The sequence below is a fragment of the Acinetobacter sp. WCHA29 genome (assembly GCF_002165335.1).
Classification (GTDB): Bacteria; Pseudomonadota; Gammaproteobacteria; order Pseudomonadales; family Moraxellaceae; genus Acinetobacter.
This window is the reverse complement of sequence record NZ_NHRQ01000011.1, coordinates 56,140-76,531: the sequence shown is the minus strand read 5'-3', so window position 1 is coordinate 76,531 and position 20,392 is coordinate 56,140. Positions and strand designations below refer to the sequence as shown.

Below are 20,392 nucleotides of genomic sequence, written 5' to 3'. Positions count from 1 at the left end.
TGACTGCCTTATATTTATATATTGTTATTGATAATGATCAGCCGAAAGGAGTTGACGGATTTCACTGGCCATTTTTGGGCTACGCCAAGGAAACAGCACTTTAAGGCTGTAATTTGGTTTAAATTGATCCCGTGTTCCAATATTGACTTGGAACTCACGTTTCATCGGTGTCCGATGGACTTGTTGGTTAACATGAGTTCCCATCATTGGGTTACTGATCACCGTGGTTGTCGTTCTAAAGCGATCTTCAACCAGATTGTAATGACCCACAGAGGTAATGTAGTCGAAAGGATATTTCACTAGACGTTGATCAGGCTGATCAAACAGGATGATGGTTTTGTCCTGAGAGTTAATCCAGACACCACGGTTTTGATAATTAAAAGTTTCACCCTGACGTTTCAGTTGTTCGGTCATTCCGTCAAAATAGGTATTTCCATATTGATAGAGGTAGTAAATGATCACAAACCAGAACAGGTCAAAGCCAAAGAAAATGTAACCGAAAGCACCAAAAGAGAAGATTTTGGCAACGATGAGAAAGATCACGATGGGTAAGACCACACATTTTATAAAGAGCTTAGATTTTTGTGGACGGTGTTCAATGGGTATGATTTTGGGTTTGCTTAATTCAGTCATGGTTGTTTCCCGCATGTTCAATGCAATGCACAATCACCAGCAGATATAAAAAGGTTTATTTTTTATAGGCGTGACTTAGCCATCCACCGTTGGATTGTTCTTGTAAAAATATTGTTTGAATACAGACGAATAATAAAAAATTAGCCGTATCGCCCTCGTTGCAAAGCACAACAAGGTTGAACATGGGGTGAGTCGCAAATTAGAAAAGATTGGTACAGCATAAGAAGCTCCTTTGTTTAGAAAAGAAGTCCTACCGATTACTGCTAAATAATGGTGGCAGAACGAAAGAGGGTTAGCAGACTGGTAAACAAAGAAACCAGCACGTACAAAGACGTCCCCCTTCCGCCCTACCATAGAGAAAAGAGGGACGAGTGGGTACAGCAGAATACAAAGTCAAACTTTGTACTCTTTCTTTGTTTACGAAGGGTCTGCTAAAACCCGCTGGCAATGTAGGCCAGCGAGCCCATATTAATTTTATCCTGCGCTTTAGTCAATTTTACAAAGCACTAAAATCTATACAATTAGATTCGCCAAATGTAATGCAATAAGTCTTTGATTTTTCCCATAAGGTCAAATTACTCCGATCGATCGGCTCATTTTGCTTTGATGGATGAGGCTAAAATGGACTGTTGTTCTCTATTAAAATAAAACAATAAAATAAAGAATTAAATCAGGCGCGGCTCAGCTTTTACATTCGACGCATTGAGATGAATGAATACCTAATGAGCTGTTAATGAGAAGATTGAGATTTGCTCAGGATGATTTAAAGCGATCAAACTGAAGCTCACGCACCTTCAGAAATAGCCTATTAAATGGGATAGAATAAATAATCAGCAAAGCTCAGCGGGTCGATTAAATGAACTCAGCCAGTACAGCAACGTTTTTAGCAGAAGCCGTCTTGAAAACCGCGAATTTACTTGGTCTTAGTAATACTCAACTGGCTGCTGTGATGGGTCTCGATCTCATGTCGATGAACCAAAACGAATTCTCAGCTGTATTAGAACCCGCATCTGCACAAGGTGAAACTGGATTATTACTGATTCGCCTTTATCAAAGCTTATCTACGTTAACGGGCGGTGATTCTGAATGGATTGATTATTTTATGAATGCATTCAATACCGCAACTGATGGTGTCCCCATTCAGCAAATTCAGATCATAAAAGGCTTAGAGAAAGTCTTAACAGTAGTTGAAGCCCTAAACAATCACTAATTTATTTAACTCATTCTTTTAGCGAATCAACCTCGATTTGATGGATTAGAAATTCTGATCATCATTTTCATCACTTCTTTTAACAACACAGCAAACATTAAAGTTTGTGCTCAATACGCCACTATAAACATTGTTCATACCCAATTTCCCAGCCGTCAGAAATTTAAAATATCTCCAGCAGAATCAACCAATTAATTAATGTTAAGATATGTAAAAAGATCCAATTACATCGTTGACAGCTCAAGCGATACCCAGTTAAGCTAATTGTACACAGCAAAATCTGTGTTCAGGCGTAGGAAACCTGATATTATCTAGGTGCAAATAAATGTCGCACTTGCGGCTATTTTTTTGTCTACTGTTTAGCAGTCGTTATGGCAGTTTGACAGGACAACCGTAAGGTTGGCTGAGCCTAGATTCAGTATTTCCTACTCCTGTTAAGCTGCCACCATCATCGTAGGAAAATGATGGCGGTAAGTAATTAAACTTATCTAGGATTACTGCTATGAACGCAATTCTTCATGGTGCAAACACTTGCACACCTAAAAAACAAGCCTCGCAACTGATTGTTGAACTTGGCAAAACTATTTCAAATCCTCAGCGTCAAACACTCGCTAATCTTTATATTGCGGTGGATACAGCCAATTCATTACTCAACGAGCTTGAACAAGCCCATCAAATTATTCGTCAATGCATGCATGAAATGACTGATGAGCAAATTCTTGAAGTTGCAAAGCTCAATCAGAATAACAACCTCTCCTCTCTATGGGCATTTCGTACACATCAACGTCACAAGATGATTGAACGTGCACAACGTGTGCTACGTGGGGCGAATCATGTCCAAGACCAATAAAAATAATCACCTCCTAATTTCTGGAGACTATCCTCTGATTGCTTCGCCAACGCTTGCCAAAGCGTTTGGCGTGGCTGCCGCCAATTTTTTACAGAAGCTGCATTACTTTCTAGAAAATAACGAAGGAAAAACCTTTAATGGAAAAAAGTATTGGTTCCATAGTTATGAACAATGGCAAAGCACGCTTGGCGTGTACAGCATCTCAACAATCAAACGAATTGTTGCAAAGTTAAAGCGAGCTGGGATTCTTGTGATTGAAAAGTTAGCACAAAATAAATGGCTGCAAACCAATTTCTATACGATTAACTATAAGAAACTCAAACAATTCATCAAAGTCGACAGTCAACAAGATCATCAGGCTAAACTGAAATCACCCATTTCTGCTCCAGTCGCTGCACCCAGCTTGCAGAAGCCAGCACCAGCACATACTATTCAACCGAGTGCACTAATTAATTCGATTCAACAGGCATTTCAAAATATCAAGGTTAGATCAAATACATTTGAACCAACATTAAAAGTGGCAAAAGAATCCCGTATACGCTCCGACTTTGTCACGCGTGAATCTTATTCAGTAGAAGGATTAAGCCAACCACTCCACCCTGCGGCATCCAAGGAAATATTAAAAAATATGGATATGGACTACCGCTGCTTTTATCAAGCACTGCGGCAACAACGGGTAGATATTGATTATGATGATCAGCGTATTCAACAACTGTTAAAGTATCAGAAGCGAATTCTTCAACACATTGTATATATCAAACAAAATTTTTCAGGACATGAGCGTTATCAATGGCACACGCTTGAACAATTGCAGATGGAAAACTATTTTAAGTAATAGGTCAAATTGCGCTAATACCAATTCAGTTGATCCGTCCACAGAAAGTATATAGACAGATCAACTGATTTAATTAAAGGTTGAAGAAGGAATAATACATTCCATCGAGCTTGCTTGTGAGCCGTCATCATCTTTGGTTCATTAATGAGGATATTAGAAGTCAAAATCAAATTTTTTAGATTGATCAAGTTGTGGCTTATTCTGGTTTTCCTGTTCACGTTTTTTAGCCAACGCTAGCTCATACTCTTTTTTATAAAGTTCATACAGATTATTTTGACGAATTTCCCGAATGTTCTTTCTATATTCTGCTACCTTGTTTTGATCTTCAGGATCAGTGCTATAGAGTAATGACCTTGGAATTTGTGGGACTGTTTTTAAATTGGTTCCATGTTTTTTATTATAATCTTCATTAGATAAGCACGATACTGCACTGCTCACTTCGATTTCCATACCATGAATTTCTATAATTTTTGTGGGTGCATATTTTTCTAAAAATTCATTTATTATTTTTTCAGTTTGTGTTCGGTAGTGAAATAATATATTACGACCAAATCCAAGCACATCCGCAGTAATTTTTAATGCACCCCCTTTTTCAGGATTTTTTTGACGATATTGCTTAAAGAACTGCTGTGGGGAACGTTGAATATTATCCAACATACTTTTTTCTGAAAATAATAAATGTAAATGTGGCTGTTCTGACTGTCCATCGAGCGCGGCCACATGATTATGAATTGCGATTGTTGATGGCATTTTATATTGACCACAAAACTCATGCATTAATCTTTCAGACAACTCTATACGGCGATTTTTATCCAGTTCTTTTGGCAAAGCGATTGTAATATGTGATGAGGTTCGTCTAGTCTCACTTGTATATTGATCAGCTGCATACCAAAACTTTTCAGGATTATTTTCAGACCAAATCGGCATATTATAAGACGCACAATATTCAAGTTCTTCAATCTCACTTTTATGCTTTGAAAAATATAAAGTACGCGTAATATAGTGATATGCACTTTTTGAGAGTCTATACTTTGAATCACCATCACTCAATTTTATTTGACTATCACCTTTAACGTTGTGACTTAAATGAAAATAATACATTTTTACTTCCGATATTAATTTAACTGGAATATCGGATCCTACAAAATTTTAAAAATTCATGATTCGTTTCGTGAAGAAAAATGAAAAAAAATATTTTTCAATTAAAACGCATGAGCAATACCACTCCCATAATTTCAATTTACATAATAAAAACAATAACTTAGATATGTGTTTTATTTGTATGTAGAAACAGTAAATCTAAAACATGAGTAACGCATAAATTATATAATAATCAATTGCTTAAAACTAAAAGTGCTGCGCAGCACGAGGAGAAGTGTCTTTTAAAGCGAGCGAAGCGAAATTTAAAAGACACGGAAACGAGATATAAAAAATCTTTTTTGCATTCGCAAAAAAGATTTTTTATCTGTCCCACCATTAACAGCCAAAAAAACTAACAGAAGAGTAGTTTTTTTTGAAAAACCCAACATATGACGATTTTTTTTAAGATTCTGTGATATACCAACATTTTCTTAAATGCAGATGGTTTAAAATGGCTAGAGCTAGATTAACAGTAGATGAAATTATTTTAAGTGTTGAAAAACACTTAAAACAGATAGCAAGACGCACTCATTCAGATGAGTTAATACTACAATTGATTCGATCAAAAACTGCAAATCAATTTACAGAAGAAGACATTAAAAATTTGAGGAATAAATATCACAAAATTTTGGAATTAAACAGATTAGCAGAATTAATGGACTCCATCTGCACAATCGCAAAGGGTGATCGTTCTGATATTGAAAATGATATCGTTTTTTTTAGTGGATATGAAGACCCTTTCTCTCAGACTGATGAAAGATTAAAAATAGCCTTAAGGATGCTAAAAAACTACAATCGAAGAGTTCCTGATTCAATAAAACAAAAAGCACATGATGAAATCAAAAATTCATTTCATAGTTCTTACAGACAAGAAAAACAAAAGATAAAAGATCGAAAGCAAGAGAATCATGAGAAATTTTTTCTTGGAAGTGTGCTTATATCATTTTTTAAATCACAAAATATTGAAATGAATTATCTTGAGAATACACTTAAAATGATAGAGCTTTATCAAACTAAAGATTATTTTAGAAAAGAGCTGTTTTTAGAATCAGAAATCAAAGAATTTAAATTTTCAGAGCAAGGTAGAAACTTTAACGACAAGAAAAACGCGATTTTATCTGATGCTAAAAATCCTTTTAAATAGAAATATAGATTAAAAGATAAAGCAGTATACGTTTATCTCATTTATTTTAAATGAGATAAGCAGTCAACGTTGTTATTACCTAAAACTAACAAAAGATTATTTACTGACATAATAAAAAAATAAGTCTTTTTTTTGATTTTTTAAACATATCTCATCTTTTTTTTAATTAATTTGATAGCCTTTATTTCAAGAGATTTCCTCTTAAAACTATATTGTAGGAGATAATTAATGGGTATATCTATAGACCTTACTAATACAGAGCGACGTGTATCAACTGCGGAATTTGCATTAAGAATGAATATATCTGAAAAAGAGCTGTATGATCGAATTAAAACTGGTCGCGTGAAAAGACCAATTAAAGATGGACGTAAAAACTATTGGCTTAATAGCTATGTCCTTACCTGTATTCTAAATGAGGAAAACTCCATTCTTACGTTAGAATGAAATAGATATTGCTCTAAGTCAAATGCGCCTGATTTTTCTCAGGCGCTTTTTTCAATATTCTCATTCATCCAATAGTTAAACTCTCTTCTAATATGATGACTTCTTTTTTAAGAGATGTATTAATTGTATAAAATTAAAAAGGTCACAAAAATTTTGTGACCTTTTTTGTAACAAACTCATATGTGAGTAACACTATGAGTAAGCTAAATTCTGATATAATAAATTATTTTAAATTACAACAATTTAATATATCAGTGAGCAGTTTACATCATTCCGCCCATACCACCCATACCGCCCATATCTGGAGCAGCTGGTTTGTCTTCTGGAATGTCAGTAATCATGCATTCAGTTGTCAACATTAAACCAGCAACAGAAGCTGCGTGCTCAAGTGCAGAACGCGTTACTTTAGCTGGGTCTAGAATACCCATTTCCAACATATCGCCATATTCACCAGTTGCAGCGTTATAGCCAAAGTTACCTTCACCCGCTTTAACTGCATTGATGACAACTGATGGCTCATCACCAGCATTCGAAACGATTTGACGAAGTGGCGCTTCAATCGCACGGCGTAAAATGTTGATACCCGCAGTTTGATCTTCGTTTGCACCTTTTAAGCCATCCAATACGTTTACAGCACGTACCAGTGCAACACCACCACCTGCTACAACACCTTCTTCAACTGCTGCGCGCGTTGCATGAAGTGCATCGTCAACACGATCTTTCTTCTCTTTCATTTCAACTTCAGTTGCTGCACCAATTTTGATAACTGCAACACCGCCAGCTAATTTAGCAACGCGTTCTTGAAGTTTTTCTTTGTCATATTCAGAAGTAGATTCTTCGATTTGCGCACGAATCTGTTGAACACGTTCCGCGATTTGTGCAGCATTACCCGCACCATCAACAATCACTGTATTTTCTTTAGATACAGTAATTTTGTGTGCAGTACCCAAATCTTGAAGAGAAGCTTGCTCTAAAGACATGCCGACTTCTTCAGAAATAACAGTCGCGCCAGTCAAGATCGCGATGTCTTGAAGCATTGCTTTACGACGGTCACCAAAACCAGGTGCTTTAACCGCACATACTTTGATAATACCGCGCATGTTGTTCACAACAAGTGTAGCAAGCGCTTCGCCTTCAACATCTTCAGCGATGATAAGAAGTGGTTTACCTGTTTTAGCAACTGCTTCTAATACAGTGATTAATTCACGAATGTTGCTGATTTTTTTATCTACAAGAAGAATGAACGGATTTTCAAGTTCAGCAGTTAAAGTATCTTGCTTGTTCGCGAAGTATGGAGAGATATAACCACGGTCGAACTGCATACCTTCTACAACGTCTAAAGCGTCTTCGAAGCCAGAACCTTCTTCTACAGTGATAACACCTTCTTTACCTACTTTTTCCATTGCTTGCGCAATCAACTTACCAACAGTTGTGTCAGAATTTGCAGAGATTGAACCCACTTGTTCAATTGCTTTGAAATCATCAGCAGGTTTTGCATTGGTGCGGATATTTTCAACAACCGTTTTTACTGCGATATCGATACCACGTTTTAAATCCATTGGGTTCATACCTGCAGTTACAGATTTGATCCCTTCATTTAAAATTGCTTGAGCAAGTACAGTTGCCGTTGTTGTACCGTCACCCGCGATGTCGTTGGTTTTAGAAGAAACTTCACGAACAAGTTGAGCACCCATGTTTTCAAACTTGTCTTTTAAAGAAATTTCTTTCGCAACTGTTACACCATCTTTAGTGATGTGTGGTGCACCGAAAGAACGGTCGATGACAACATTACGGCCTTTAGGACCTAAAGTTACTTTTACTGCATCTGCAAGCACGTTAACGCCTGCGATCATTTTTGAGCGAGCTGAATCACCAAATTTTACGTCTTTAGCTGACATGTTAAACTCCGAATCTTTTTAAATACTGAATCTGAAAATAAATTTGAGTTATGTGTCGTGTTAGCCTTCAAGTACAGCTAAGATATCTGACTCTTTCATAATTAAGAGTTCTTCACCACTTACTTTTACTGTTGTACCTGCATAAGTACCGAACAATACTTTGTCACCAACTTTAACGTCTAAAGCACGAACACCATTGTCAGTGATCTGACCATTACCCACTGCAATGATTTCACCTTGAGAAGGTTTCTCAGCAGCAGAACCTGGAAGTAAAATACCACCAGCCGTTTTAGTTTCTTCTTCTACGCGACGAATCACAACACGATCATGTAATGGACGAATGTTGCTCATATTTAACTCCATCAGACTTAGTCTTTTTTGATAAATTGTTATGACAAGACAAAAGCGCCATAACAAAATTTGATATGTCACTTTTGTGGGGTTAAAAAAAATGGCTTCAAGGGGGAAATTAAAAAAAAATCTATTTAAAGATGTTTTTTTCAACACAATCACATGATCTTGCCGAATTAAGCAGCATTTCATGATCGAAGAAAGATTTTCTGTTTTTCATCAAACCAATAATGCTCAATTGTTCCGTCATCTAAAATCACGTTAAAACTATTTGAAAACCCAAAACGCAAACGATTTGAAGTTGCTGTTCCAGCATGAATATCTAAAATAGGATGGTTGAATCCCAATTGAAAAATTTGATTTAAATCATGAACAGCAACTTTGTGTAGATGCCCATGTAATAAACCAAACAACCCTGTCTCACCCCAACGTTCTAATGCAATTTTAGCAAGCACAGGACAATCCTTATCTCCATGCTCATTTGGGAAGGTATAAAAAGGCTGATGGAAAGTGACCAATTTTATTTTATTTGTGGGTGCATTTTTCAGCTTGGTATCCGTTTCATGAATTTGCTCAAGAGAAATATGCCCTCGGGTATGGTATCTCCGACGAATACTATTCATGCCAACAATATAAAAATGCTCCGTTTCTAAAGTAGACTCTAAACGGCCAAAAAACGCTTGGTAACGTACAAATGGAGAGAAGAAGCGTTTCCAGACATGATAAAGCGGAATATCATGATTACCCGGCACAACAAGATATGGGATATGTAAAGAATCTAAAAACTGACGGCAATCATAAAATTGCTTGAAACGCGCACGCTGGGTTAAATCACCACTGATTACAATTGCCTCTGGGCGTTTTTGTTGGCAAAACAGTCGTATCGCTTGAATACATTCTTCACGTTCAGTACCAAAATGTAGATCAGATAGGTGTAACAACATTTGGAGCCATCACTTTCAAGGCTGATTTTTTTACTGAGAATTTTAAAGGTGGTTGCATATCCACTAATTCCCCATCGACTGCAACAGTAAGTTTGGCCTTTTTACAGTCAACCTGTATTTGTTCGGCACAAAAAGAATAGACGTCCGATGCTTGATCAATTTCACCTTGAACAAGTTTCCATAGCATTTTTAATAAACTGATTCGGTCACTTTTAGCAACAACAACTCCAGCTAACTTGCCTTTTGCAGCACATTCAGCCACTCTTAATTTCATATCCTCTAATTGCAACTGATTATTACCAAAGAATATTAACGGAGTAACTACAGGATATTTTTTCCCATCCACAGTGAGTGCGAGTTTTAATGATTTATGTTCGCGCACTAGCACATCTAACGCCGAAGTATAAGCATGTAATGGAAAGCGCCCTAAATACTGGTTATAAAGTTCACGCTTCTTAATGAATAAAGGATACAAACCTAAACTGGCATTGTTCAAATAAATTTGATCATTAATCGTTGCAACATGAACTTCGCGCGGTTGACCCACTGCGATTACTTCTGCTGCTAGAGCCACATCAATCGGAATATCTAAAGCACGTGCAACATAATTAAACGTACCTAAGGGCATTATTCCCATTGGAATATTGGTATGCATTAACTTTTTTGCTACGGCATTTAATGTACCATCACCACCTGCAGCAACAACTACCCCACGCGCATGTTCCTGTTGATGTCGAGATAAAACATTATTCATCATTTCATCAAAATTCATGTGCGAATTTAATTCAAACACCTGAATTTCAAATCCTTTCTGACTCCAAAAAGCCATAAGAGCTTCATACTGGTCTTCTTGCTGTGCTGCATGAAAGCCAGATTTTTGATTGTAAATTATGGACAAGGGCCGTAAATTCTGAATCATACCTAACAGCCTTAAAGATAAATCACCAGTATTTTTGTTTATAAAATAAACAATTAAAAGTTTGTTTATGTAAATTTTGGATGAGCATTATTCAATTTATCAATAATAATTCTCAAAAAAAATAAACAAATCTATCTAATTGTTTTTAATAATAATTTAAAATAAAAATAACACACATAAAAAAATTATATATAGAGCTAAAAAATACTCAATTTACGCAAAAACAATACGTTAACCATAAATATACACTCTTAGATTAAGACTCTATTAAGCACGGTAGTCTTATTTTTTTTACGATTTTATGCTTTAATACAGCCACTTTTTTTACTTCATCTATTTTCATTGTCATCCAATGAATAGAATTGTACGTCGTACACACTTTAAAAAGGCATCACCATGACCCAAGTGAACGCACCAGAATTCGTTCGTCACCCTAAGCTTATTGCATGGGTGGAAGAAATTGCAAAATTAACCAAACCAGCAAAAATCGAATGGTGTGACGGAAGCGCGGAAGAATATCAACGTCTGATCGACTTGATGATCGCTAACGGCACCATGCAACAACTTAACCAAGAAAAACATCCTGGTTCTTATCTTGCAAATTCTGACCCTTCTGATGTTGCTCGTGTTGAAGATCGCACATATATCTGCTCTGAAAATCAAGAAGATGCTGGTGCAACAAACAACTGGGTTGCGCCTGCTGAAATGCGTGCGAAATTAAACGGCTTATTTGATGGCGCAATGGAAGGTCGTACCATGTACGTCGTTCCTTTCTCCATGGGTCCTTTAGGAAGCCATATTGCACACATCGGTATCGAATTAACAGATTCACCTTACGTTGCTGTCAGCATGACAAAAATGGCGCGTATGGGTAAAGCAGTTTATGACGTATTAGGTACAGATGGTGAGTTTATCCCATGTGTTCATACGGTTGCTGCTCCATTGAAAGATGGTCAAAAAGATGTCGCTTGGCCATGTAACAATGAAAAATACATTGTTCATTACCCAGAAACTCGTGAAATCTGGTCTTACGGTTCTGGTTATGGTGGTAATGCTTTACTTGGTAAAAAATGCCTAGCTTTACGTATTGCTTCTGCAATGGGTCGTGAGCAGGGTTGGTTAGCTGAGCACATGCTTATTTTAGGCGTAACCAATCCACAAGGTGAGAAACACTACATCGCTGCGGCATTCCCTTCTGCGTGTGGTAAAACCAACTTTGCTATGTTGATTCCACCAGCAGGTTATGAAGGTTGGAAGATTGAAACTGTAGGTGACGATATTGCTTGGATCAAACCAGGTGAAGATGGTCGTTTATATGCAATCAATCCAGAAGCAGGTTTCTTCGGTGTTGCACCTGGTACAAATACCAAAACCAACCCGAACTGTATGGCGACATTAACTAAAGATGTTATCTATACGAACGTTGCTGTAACAGATAACGGTGAAATTTGGTGGGAAGGTCTTTCTAAAGAAGTTCCAGCAAACTTAACCAACTGGAAAGGTCAGCCTCACGTTGAAGGTGAAAAAGCGGCTCATCCAAATGCTCGCTTTACAGTTTCAGCTGGTCAATGCCCTTCTATTGATGCTGACTGGGAAAATCCAGCAGGTGTACCAATCTCTGCATTCATCTTCGGTGGTCGTCGTGCAGATACAGTACCTTTAGTAACTGAAGCTTTTGACTGGGTTGATGGCGTTTATAAAGCTGCAACAATGGGTTCAGAAACAACTGCTGCTGCTGTTGGTCAACAAGGTATTGTTCGCCGTGACCCATTTGCAATGCTTCCTTTCGCTGGTTATAACATGGCTGATTACTTCGGTCACTGGTTACAACTTGGTCAAGAAGTTGGCGCTAAAGCAGAAGCTGCTGGTAACAAATTACCAAAAATCTTCAATGTAAACTGGTTCCGTCGTGATGCTGAAGGCAACTTCGTATGGCCTGGTTTCGGTCAAAACATGCGTGTTCTTGAGTGGATTATTGATCGTTGTGAAGGTCGTGCTGAAGCGACTGAAACACCAATCGGTTATGTTCCAACTTATGAACAGTTGAACTGGACAGGTATCGACTTCTCTAAAGAACAATTCGAAACTGTTACAGCACAAGACAAAGACCAATGGATCAAAGAGCTTGAAAGCCACACTGAGTTATTTACTAAACTCGGTGATCGTTTACCACAAGCACTTAAAGATCGTCAAAATGAATTATTAGCAGCTGTTAAATCTGCTTAATCGCTCTAGTTTCTCTCTTGATTAAAGAGGAAGATTAAGGGAAATTTGAAAAGGTCGCTTCGGCGGCCTTTTTATTTGGCTGATCCAATTTAGCATCTTATGTGTCACTTCTGTCGCATAAGAGTAGTTAGGTTCTCATGGAAAATAAAAAGAAATTAACAAAAAAAGAGTTTACCCAAATGATTAAACTCTTGCATAGGTATGCCAATACGGAAATGGATTAATGGGAGTTGTGGTTTTTTGATACAGATTTCTCTAGGATTTATATAAATATATCAATGAAAACAACATGTTCAGAAGAAGCTTATACAAATATGAATAATATTGTTATTAAGACTGATGAATAGCCTGAAATGAAAATAGTTAATTTTTAAATTTTTTATAAGTTAAAAGCATCTTAATTAGACGTTAGAAAAGATTGTGAAGGCCTCACGTAGAGTTTTTGTTATGTATCAATACATCTATAAATGAAATCTACCAAGTCTCACAAGACTATTCCGTTCGTTATGAATGGATCCTTGGTCAAATCGCTGTTTGCTCTATCAAATAAATAACAATATTCGCATCCCCCAAAGCCCCCTGCACATCTATCAGTAAATAACCTGAGTTCGCCGAACTCAGGTTATTTAGATAAAGGGCTTTTTTAAAGACAGCGCTTAGATACTGCTATAGCGCTTTTTAAGCCGCTTCGTTGCTATGAGTTTTTGCAATCAGATAAGCATCCAAAGCTTCCGATTCTTTTTGCGTGAAGCTAAGTCCTAGTTTAGAACGTCTCCATAATACATCCTGACTCGTAGTTACCCATTCAGCAGTACATAAATAATCCACTTCACGTGCATACAAACCTTGTCCAAAGTGCTGTCCAAGTTGCTCAACTGAACTTTTCTCGCCTAGAATATTCCAAATACGTGAGCCATAAGCTGATGCCCAACGCTTAACTAAATCTTCTGATGCATCAGTGACTTGTGCACGAATTTCTCGCATCAACTGTTCAACAGACTCCATATTTTCGCCACCAGGTAAAGCTTCTGTTGCAGTCCAACTCCCCTTCATTTCAGGGAAGAATGCTTTTAACTGCTGCATAGCTGACTCAGCTAATTTTCGATAAGTCGTTAACTTTCCACCAAATACCGAAAGCAATGGAGCTTGTTCATCGTTCTCTTGAGATAAAGCTAAAGTATAGTCACGCGTAATTGCAGAGGGATTATCCGATTCATCATCACAGAGTGGACGTACCCCAGCAAATGTCCAAATAACATCTGCTTGAGTAAGCTGTTTTTTGAAATGTGCATTGCTCACTTCAAGCAAATAATCTGTTTCAGCTTGAGTAATTTGTACTTGCGCAGGATCACCTTGGTATTCACGATCCGTAGTTCCAATCATGGTGTATTGATCTAAATAAGGAATTGCAAAGACAATACGGCGGTCATCATTTTGCATAATAAATGCTTTATCACCTTCATACAGTTTCGGTACAATGATATGACTACCTTGAATCAAGCGAATACCGTAAGGTGATTTGAGCTCTAAATCTTGTTTGATGAATTTTGCGACCCAAGGGCCAGCAGCATTGACCAGTGCCTTTGCTTTAATTTGGAATTGACAATTTCCATTTTCTAAATCAACAATCCAATACTGCCCATCTCTTCGTGCAGACAAACAACGAGTACGAGTTACAATATCAGCACCCTTTTCACGGGCATGCATCGCATTAAGTACAACCAAACGAGCATCATCAACAGCACAGTCAGAATATTCAAAACCACGTGTTATCGCAGAATTTAAAGGGCTATCTTCTTTAAAATAGACATTATTTGAACCCAATAATTTCTCACGCTTACCTAAATGGTCATAGAAGAACAAACCCGTGCGAATCAACCATGCAGGGCGAAGATGTGGGCGATGCGGCATAATAAAACGCATTGGGCGAATAATATGTGGAGCTTTAGCCAATAGCACTTCACGCTCAGCTAACGCTTCACGTACTAAACGAAATTCTTTGTGTTCCAAATAACGTAAACCACCATGAATGAGCTTACTGCTTGCAGACGAAGTATGACTGGCTAAATCATCTTTTTCACACAAGAATACCGATAAACCACGTCCTGAAGCATCAGCCGCAATACCAACACCATTGATACCACCACCAATGACCGCAAGGTCATAGATTTTTTCATTTGTCTGAGGAGAAGTTTGCATAGATCACCACAAATTTTTCATTATTTTTCGATAATGAAAATTTAAACATATAAATCGAAAATAAACAATAAAAGATAGATCAAAAAATGCCAATCTATCGACACTTTTAGATAAATGGTAAAATTCGATGGAGAAACTAACAGTTCAGAAACACGGTAACCGCATTTATTTATAAGAAAAATATAATTTTTATTGAATATATCTTGAGTTAAATTGATTAACTCAAGAAAAGTAACAATTTTTCGAAAATGAATATTTATTTTGCAACAATCAAACCAACATCTAACTCTCGGATGGTTTTTATAAATTGCTCATTTGGCTGTTGATCAGTAAAAATACAATCCACTTGCTTAAGTGAACCTAATCGAATCATCGCATTACGCCCAAATTTACTGCTATCCGCGGCTAAAAAAACTTGGCGTGCACTTGAAAGAATTTCTTGAGAGACACACACTTCCTGAAAATCAAAATCAAGCAATGTGCCATCTTCTTCAATTCCACTAATCCCGATAAGCGCATAATCTGCTTTAAACTGTTTGAAAAAATCAGCGGTTGCTTGACCAATGACACCACCATCTGGACGAACACGACCACTGGCAATCAGAACTTCAAAATCCTCTTTTGTACTCAGGGTCTTTGCAACATTCAGGTTATTAGTAATGACTTTTAAGCCCGTGTGATTCAGTAGTGCATGAGCAATCGCTTCGGTTGTGGTGCCAATATTAATAAATAAAGAAGCGTGATTTGGAACGGCAGCAGCAACAGCTTCAGCAATTGTTCTTTTTTGCTCAAGCATATGCCCGACACGCATCGTATATTCTGTATTTTCAACACTTGAATCATGCGCAGCGCCGCCATGATAACGGCGCAAAAGCCCTTCATCCGCTAATTGATTAATATCACGACGAATCGTTTGTGGTGTAACATCGAAATGTTGAGCAAGTTCTTCAATACTAATATAACCACGCTCTCGTACTAATTCGAGGGTTTTTTGTTGGCGCAGTATCAAGCTCATGCTCATCAATCCTGTGTTATTTACGGCATATTAAATCCGGCTATTTTAGCTTAATCTTCTGCCCAATCTCGAGTACGTCCGACAGCTTTTAACCAACCTTTATACAATTTTTCAGTTTGATCCTGACTGCATTCAGGTATAAAGGTTCGTTCGATCGACATTCTACTCTTCAATTCATTTAAATCCGACCAGAAACCGACAGCTAAACCAGCCAAAAATGCGGCTCCCATGCCTGTGGTTTCTTTCATTGCTGGACGTTCAACTGAAGTCGAAAGAATATCCGCTTGGAATTGCATCAAGAAGTTATTCGCTGTTACACCACCATCTACGCGGAGTGTGCGCAACTTTTCGCCAGAGTCTTGTTGCATTGCATCTAATACATCGCGTGTTTGATAAGCAATTGACTCTAAGGTCGCACGAATAATATGCTCAATACTCACACCACGTGTAATACCCAAGATCGCACCACGTGCGGTTGGGTCCCAATACGGCGCACCCAAACCTGTAAAGGCAGGAACAACATACACGCCATTACTGTCTTTTACTTTGGTTGCGTAATACTCAGAATCATAAGAATCATTGATTGCTTTAAGCTCGTCGCGCAGCCATTGCACACATGAACCACCATTAAACACAGCACCTTCTAATGCGTAGTTCACTTCACCTTTTGCACCACATGCAATCGTAGTCAACAAACCATGCTCAGACTGAACAATTCTCTTTCCTGTATTCATCAGCAGGAAACAACCTGTGCCGTAGGTATTTTTAGCCTGTCCAACTTCTACACACATTTGCCCAAATAATGCCGCTTGTTGATCACCAGCAATACCAGCAATTGGAATTCCAACTTCTTGACCACTAATGGTGTGTGTATATCCATAGACCTCAGATGAGCTACGCACAGCTGGTAACATTACTTTTGGAATGTTTAAAGCTTGAAGTAACTTATCATCCCATTCTAGGGTTTCTATATTAAACAGCATAGTACGTGAAGCATTGGTATAGTCAGTCACATGAACTTGACCATTGGTCAATTTCCAAATCAACCACGTATCCACCGTACCAAACAAAAGCTCACCGCGCTCTGCACGCTCACGACTTCCTTCAACATGATCCAAAATCCATTTTATTTTTGTTGCTGAAAAATATGGATCTATGACTAGGCCCGTTACTTTTCGAACATAATCATCCCAACCATCTTGATGTAACTGATTACAAATTTCATTGCTTTGACGGCTTTGCCAAACGATAGCATTATAAATCGGCTTACCAGTTTTCTTATCCCAAATGATCGTGGTTTCACGTTGGTTAGTAATCCCGATTGCAGCAATTTGGTCACTTGAAATACCCGCTTGTGCTAGCGCCTCAACCCAAACTGCACTTTGAGTTGCCCATATTTCCATAGGATCATGCTCAACCCAACCTGGTTGTGGGTAGATTTGCGTGAACTCGCGCTGAGCAATACTAATAACATTTGCATCATGATCCAACACGATTGCTCGTGAACTTGTTGTACCTTGGTCAAACGCAACCACATATTTTTTTTGACTATCTGTAGAGATCATGACACACCTATCCAGACTTGCCTTATAGCAGACCAATAAACTAAATGCCCGTTAAAACGGGCAAAAATACTGCAATAAAGCAACGACTTCTGTATTAAATAAAAAACTTGGCAGATTATATGCAAAATTGTTCGAAAACGAAAATTCTTTCTTTAACTTTGAACCTCAATACGATGAATAGCGCCAATTTCAAAGATTACTCACAATAACAATCTTATTTTATGCCATACTAATTATGGAAATAATAGGATCATAGATATGAAAAAAACCAATTTATTCATTATCGTTACAGGTGCACTTGTGATCACTGCATGTCAAAGTACACCACACAAATTTAACGGCGTGACGGGCTATCAAATAGAAAATAAAACAACAACTTCAGCCACGATTGCTTACACCCTTGCAGCACGTACCAATCAAGATTTAGATCAAAAGAAATTACAACATGCATGCAACCAAGTTTTAGGCGTAGGAAAAACTTATAAAATTTCAATACTCAGTGTGAATGAAATTATGAATCCTACACAACAAGAACAATACGGCGTAAAACTTGGAAATAGTCGTGCAACTTTTGGACTTTCTAATTCACCTGATTTCAATAACAGTGAAGGATATGCAACACGCCAAGCACTTGACGCACGCCCGACTACACTTAAAGTCATTCGCTATACTTGTTCTGAATAAATAATAATCATGGATGCATAAGTTTTTCTTTAGCTTTATACATCCTATATATTTTATATCTTCAAGACATCAAGAATTGATAGGTCTTTATCGAAAACCGACTTTGCAAATGGGTATAAAGGAATGACTTTAATGTTGCGACTTCTTGCAAAAGTAACTAACTCATTTAAAAGTTTTCGACCTAATCCTTGCCCTCGAAATTGATCGTGCACATCAATGTGATCAATAATTAACAAGTATCCCAGCCCATGTGTAAGCCATTTCACCAGCTACTGTTTCACCGTTGAACAGCTTAAATATCCCATGTTTATTATCATCAACCTGTTGAATATTCATTTTCTTTCCTTTTGAAGATTATTTCTATTTCAACTGAATGTTTTAGCATGAGTAAGAGGAAAATAGTGTTGAGATTTGATAGTCTCAACACTGATTATTTTTAGATTAAACATTATTTATTTTGTGCGGTAAAAACTCACATTTCTAAACTCTTTGGATTCATCCAAGTCAGGCCAAGTCGTTGCACTGCGTTCATCAATCTTCATATATTGAGGATGGCTAAAGTTTTTAACTCGGCTATCGGCAACCCAAACTTCAGGTGCGAACTTAAGAAATTCATCCAAGAAGAAACGATTGCATTGGTCATACAGGACGTCCGCAGCGAGCAATACATCCACTTGCTCGGCTTTATATAAATCATCCAAATATTCAAGTTCAACATCATTCAACAAAGCATTTTCACGACATGACGCAAGACTTACTGGATCAATATCACAACAGATCACACGTTTCGCACCTGCCATTTTTGCAGCAATTGCAACTACGCCCGAACCTGCACCAAAATCCAAGACCACTTTATCTTTAACATGATGTGGCTCAGCGAGTAACCACTGTGCCATCGCTAAACCAGATGCCCAACAGAAAATCCAATACGGTGTCTCATTCCAAATACGACGAATCACCTCATCATCCAAACGATCCGTTGGAAAAACTGGTGGAATCAACCATAACGATATAGGTGTTTCAGGAAGCTGCTGTGCTAGTAGATCCGTATTAGGGATGACTTCATGTAATGCTTGAAGCAATTGTTCAGGGGCTTTCGCAAATTGAAATGTACAACTCATATATCTTTAATTCTAAAAAACCCCTCTTATCGAGGGGCTATTAATCTTTAAACTAATGCTTTTTCAGCAGCTTCAACAGTTTGACGAATTAAAGTCGTAATCGTCATTGGCCCTACACCACCTGGAACTGGTGTATAAGCAGAAGCAATCTCTTCAATTCCCATTAATTGAATATCACCGACACCACCGCCATCACGCGGGTGGAAACCTGCATCTACAACAACTGCACCTTGCTTGATCCAGTCTTTTTGAATCAACTCAGCTTTACCCACCGCACCTACAATAATATCTGCTTGTTTTACCAACTCAGCTAAATTCTGAGTACGCGAGTGGCAAATGGTCACTGTCGCATTCGCCTGTAATAACATCATTGCCATTGGTTTGCCTAAAATCGCTGAGCGACCGACCACAACTGCATGTTTACCCGCGATCTCAATCTTGTTTTCTTGCAAGATTGTCATAATACCCGCAGGTGTCGCAGAACCATAGGCCGCTTCACCCATAGCCATACGACCAAAACCTAAGCAAGTCACGCCATCCACATCTTTAGCTAATGAAATGGCATCAAAACATGCTCTTTCATCAATTTGTTCAGGCACTGGATGCTGCAACAAAATACCATGTACATCAGGATTAGCATTTAACTTTTCAATCTCAGCCAATAATTGCTCTGTTGTGGTTTCTTTTGGAAGCTCAACTTTCAATGAATCCATACCGACACGGCGGCAAGCGTTGCCTTTCATACGCACATACGTTGCCGATGCACCATCATCACCAACCAAAATTGTTGCCAAAATTGGGGTACGTCCCGTTTTTGCTTTTAATGCTTCTACACGAACCAACAAATCAGCTTCGATTTGTGTTGCCAACGCACGACCGTCTAAAACCAATGCCACAGCGCATCTCCAAAGTGGGTATGAATCAATTGCGTAAATAATACATGATAATTTGACCAATATTCTTTTAGATGTTGTTTTTATGTGCATATTCACGGCAAACACTATTGTTTTTTTTCTAAAGGTTGCTAATATGTGCATCACCAAATGATGGCGGGGTGGCAGAATGGTCATGCAGCGGACTGCAACTCCGTGTACGCCGGTTCGATTCCGACCCCCGCCTCCAAATTTGGTTTTAAAGCCCGAGTGGTGAAATCGGTAGACACAGGGGATTTAAAATCCCCCGCCCACAAAGCGTGCCAGTTCGAGTCTGGCCTC

Annotated in this window: 18 protein-coding genes, 1 tRNA gene and 1 pseudogene; 8 read left to right on the top strand and 12 right to left on the bottom strand. The window is 38.0% G+C overall.

Translation table 11 applies throughout. The features are described from left to right. Positions 1-24: 24 nt before the first annotated feature. Positions 25-633: a hypothetical protein gene (locus CDG59_RS09265; RefSeq protein ID WP_017399408.1), complete on the bottom strand. Its 609-nt coding sequence runs from the start codon at positions 631-633 to the stop codon at positions 25-27. An 856-nt stretch (positions 634-1,489) separates the two neighbouring features. Between CDG59_RS09265 and CDG59_RS09260 the strand changes: the two genes are divergently transcribed. The 3 genes from CDG59_RS09260 (at position 1,490) to CDG59_RS09250 (ending at position 3,528) form a co-directional block, all read left to right on the top strand. Continuing rightward, on the top strand, positions 1,490-1,843 hold the full coding sequence (locus tag CDG59_RS09260; RefSeq protein ID WP_017399410.1) for a hypothetical protein: 354 nt from the start codon (positions 1,490-1,492) through the stop codon (positions 1,841-1,843). Between the two features lie 502 nt (positions 1,844-2,345). After that, positions 2,346-2,693, top strand: a complete 348-nt coding sequence (locus CDG59_RS09255) for a hypothetical protein (protein ID WP_017399411.1) — start codon at positions 2,346-2,348, stop codon at positions 2,691-2,693. Beyond that, entirely contained in the window at positions 2,677-3,528 is an 852-nt protein-coding gene (locus tag CDG59_RS09250; RefSeq protein ID WP_017399412.1) for a hypothetical protein, read from the top strand. The genes CDG59_RS09255 and CDG59_RS09250 overlap by 17 nt, the downstream gene beginning before the upstream one ends. Before the next feature lie 153 nt (positions 3,529-3,681). Here CDG59_RS09250 and CDG59_RS09245 read toward each other — a convergent pair whose 3' ends face one another. Beyond that, positions 3,682-4,629 carry a MobA/MobL family protein gene (locus tag CDG59_RS09245; RefSeq protein ID WP_017399413.1) on the bottom strand — a complete coding sequence of 316 codons (948 nt, stop codon included), beginning with the start codon at positions 4,627-4,629 and terminating at the stop codon, positions 3,682-3,684. A 490-nt stretch (positions 4,630-5,119) separates the two neighbouring features. Here CDG59_RS09245 and CDG59_RS09240 point away from each other — a divergent pair, with 490 nt between their 5' ends. Next, positions 5,120-5,812 (top strand): hypothetical protein, encoded by a 693-nt coding sequence (locus CDG59_RS09240; protein WP_017399414.1) that lies wholly within the window; start codon positions 5,120-5,122, stop codon positions 5,810-5,812. 228 nt (positions 5,813-6,040) lie between these two features. Further along, positions 6,041-6,256, top strand: coding sequence for a hypothetical protein (locus tag CDG59_RS09235; protein ID WP_005803938.1), 216 nt, complete (start codon positions 6,041-6,043; stop codon positions 6,254-6,256). Between the two features lie 263 nt (positions 6,257-6,519). Here the strand turns inward: CDG59_RS09235 and groL are convergent, their stop codons facing one another. The 4 genes from groL to CDG59_RS09215 form a co-directional block, all read right to left on the bottom strand. Then, on the bottom strand, positions 6,520-8,154 hold the full coding sequence (gene groL / locus CDG59_RS09230) for a chaperonin GroEL (protein WP_004770360.1): 1,635 nt from the start codon (positions 8,152-8,154) through the stop codon (positions 6,520-6,522). Positions 8,155-8,214: 60 nt separating this feature from the next. Next, the gene (gene groES, locus CDG59_RS09225) at positions 8,215-8,505 is read right to left on the bottom strand and encodes a co-chaperone GroES (protein ID WP_005144860.1); all 291 of its coding nucleotides are present in this window, start codon (positions 8,503-8,505) and stop codon (positions 8,215-8,217) included. Between the two features lie 188 nt (positions 8,506-8,693). Next, positions 8,694-9,449 (bottom strand): metallophosphoesterase family protein, encoded by a 756-nt coding sequence (locus tag CDG59_RS09220; RefSeq protein WP_005158107.1) that lies wholly within the window; start codon positions 9,447-9,449, stop codon positions 8,694-8,696. Further along, on the bottom strand, positions 9,430-10,368 hold the full coding sequence (locus tag CDG59_RS09215; protein ID WP_087544970.1) for a diacylglycerol/lipid kinase family protein: 939 nt from the start codon (positions 10,366-10,368) through the stop codon (positions 9,430-9,432). The genes CDG59_RS09220 and CDG59_RS09215 overlap by 20 nt, the downstream gene beginning before the upstream one ends. 396 nt (positions 10,369-10,764) lie before the next feature. Between CDG59_RS09215 and CDG59_RS09210 the strand changes: the two genes are divergently transcribed. Further along, a complete protein-coding gene (locus CDG59_RS09210) occupies positions 10,765-12,594 on the top strand; it encodes a phosphoenolpyruvate carboxykinase (GTP) (protein WP_005158109.1) in 1,830 nt (609 codons plus the stop codon). Between the two features lie 678 nt (positions 12,595-13,272). Here the strand turns inward: CDG59_RS09210 and glpD are convergent. The 3 genes from glpD to glpK all read right to left on the bottom strand — a co-directional run bounded on the left by glpD (position 13,273) and on the right by glpK (position 17,373). Further along, entirely contained in the window at positions 13,273-14,793 is a 1,521-nt protein-coding gene (glpD, locus tag CDG59_RS09200; RefSeq protein ID WP_087544969.1) for a glycerol-3-phosphate dehydrogenase, read from the bottom strand. Between the two features lie 256 nt (positions 14,794-15,049). Further along, positions 15,050-15,808, bottom strand: coding sequence for a DeoR/GlpR family DNA-binding transcription regulator (locus CDG59_RS09195; RefSeq protein WP_005158113.1), 759 nt, complete (start codon positions 15,806-15,808; stop codon positions 15,050-15,052). Positions 15,809-15,858: 50 nt separating this feature from the next. After that, a complete protein-coding gene (glpK, locus tag CDG59_RS09190) occupies positions 15,859-17,373 on the bottom strand; it encodes a glycerol kinase GlpK (RefSeq protein ID WP_087544967.1) in 1,515 nt (504 codons plus the stop codon). Positions 17,374-17,631: 258 nt separating this feature from the next. Here glpK and CDG59_RS09185 point away from each other — a divergent pair, with 258 nt between their 5' ends. Continuing rightward, the gene (locus CDG59_RS09185) at positions 17,632-18,057 is read left to right on the top strand and encodes a hypothetical protein (protein ID WP_087544966.1); all 426 of its coding nucleotides are present in this window, start codon (positions 17,632-17,634) and stop codon (positions 18,055-18,057) included. A gap of 53 nt (positions 18,058-18,110) precedes the next feature. On the opposite strand, the pseudogene CDG59_RS09180 reads toward CDG59_RS09185, so the two are convergent. The 3 genes and pseudogenes from CDG59_RS09180 to folD form a co-directional block, all read right to left on the bottom strand. After that, positions 18,111-18,393: pseudogene (locus CDG59_RS09180) on the bottom strand (GNAT family N-acetyltransferase). Positions 18,394-18,509: 116 nt separating this feature from the next. Further along, positions 18,510-19,178, bottom strand: coding sequence for a class I SAM-dependent methyltransferase (locus CDG59_RS09175; protein ID WP_087544964.1), 669 nt, complete (start codon positions 19,176-19,178; stop codon positions 18,510-18,512). A 47-nt stretch (positions 19,179-19,225) separates the two neighbouring features. Further along, positions 19,226-20,074 (bottom strand): bifunctional methylenetetrahydrofolate dehydrogenase/methenyltetrahydrofolate cyclohydrolase FolD, encoded by an 849-nt coding sequence (gene folD, locus CDG59_RS09170; protein ID WP_087544963.1) that lies wholly within the window; start codon positions 20,072-20,074, stop codon positions 19,226-19,228. Between the two features lie 152 nt (positions 20,075-20,226). Here folD and CDG59_RS09165 point away from each other — a divergent pair. Continuing rightward, positions 20,227-20,300, top strand: a tRNA-Cys gene (locus CDG59_RS09165). The last annotated feature ends 92 nt before the right edge of the window (positions 20,301-20,392 follow it).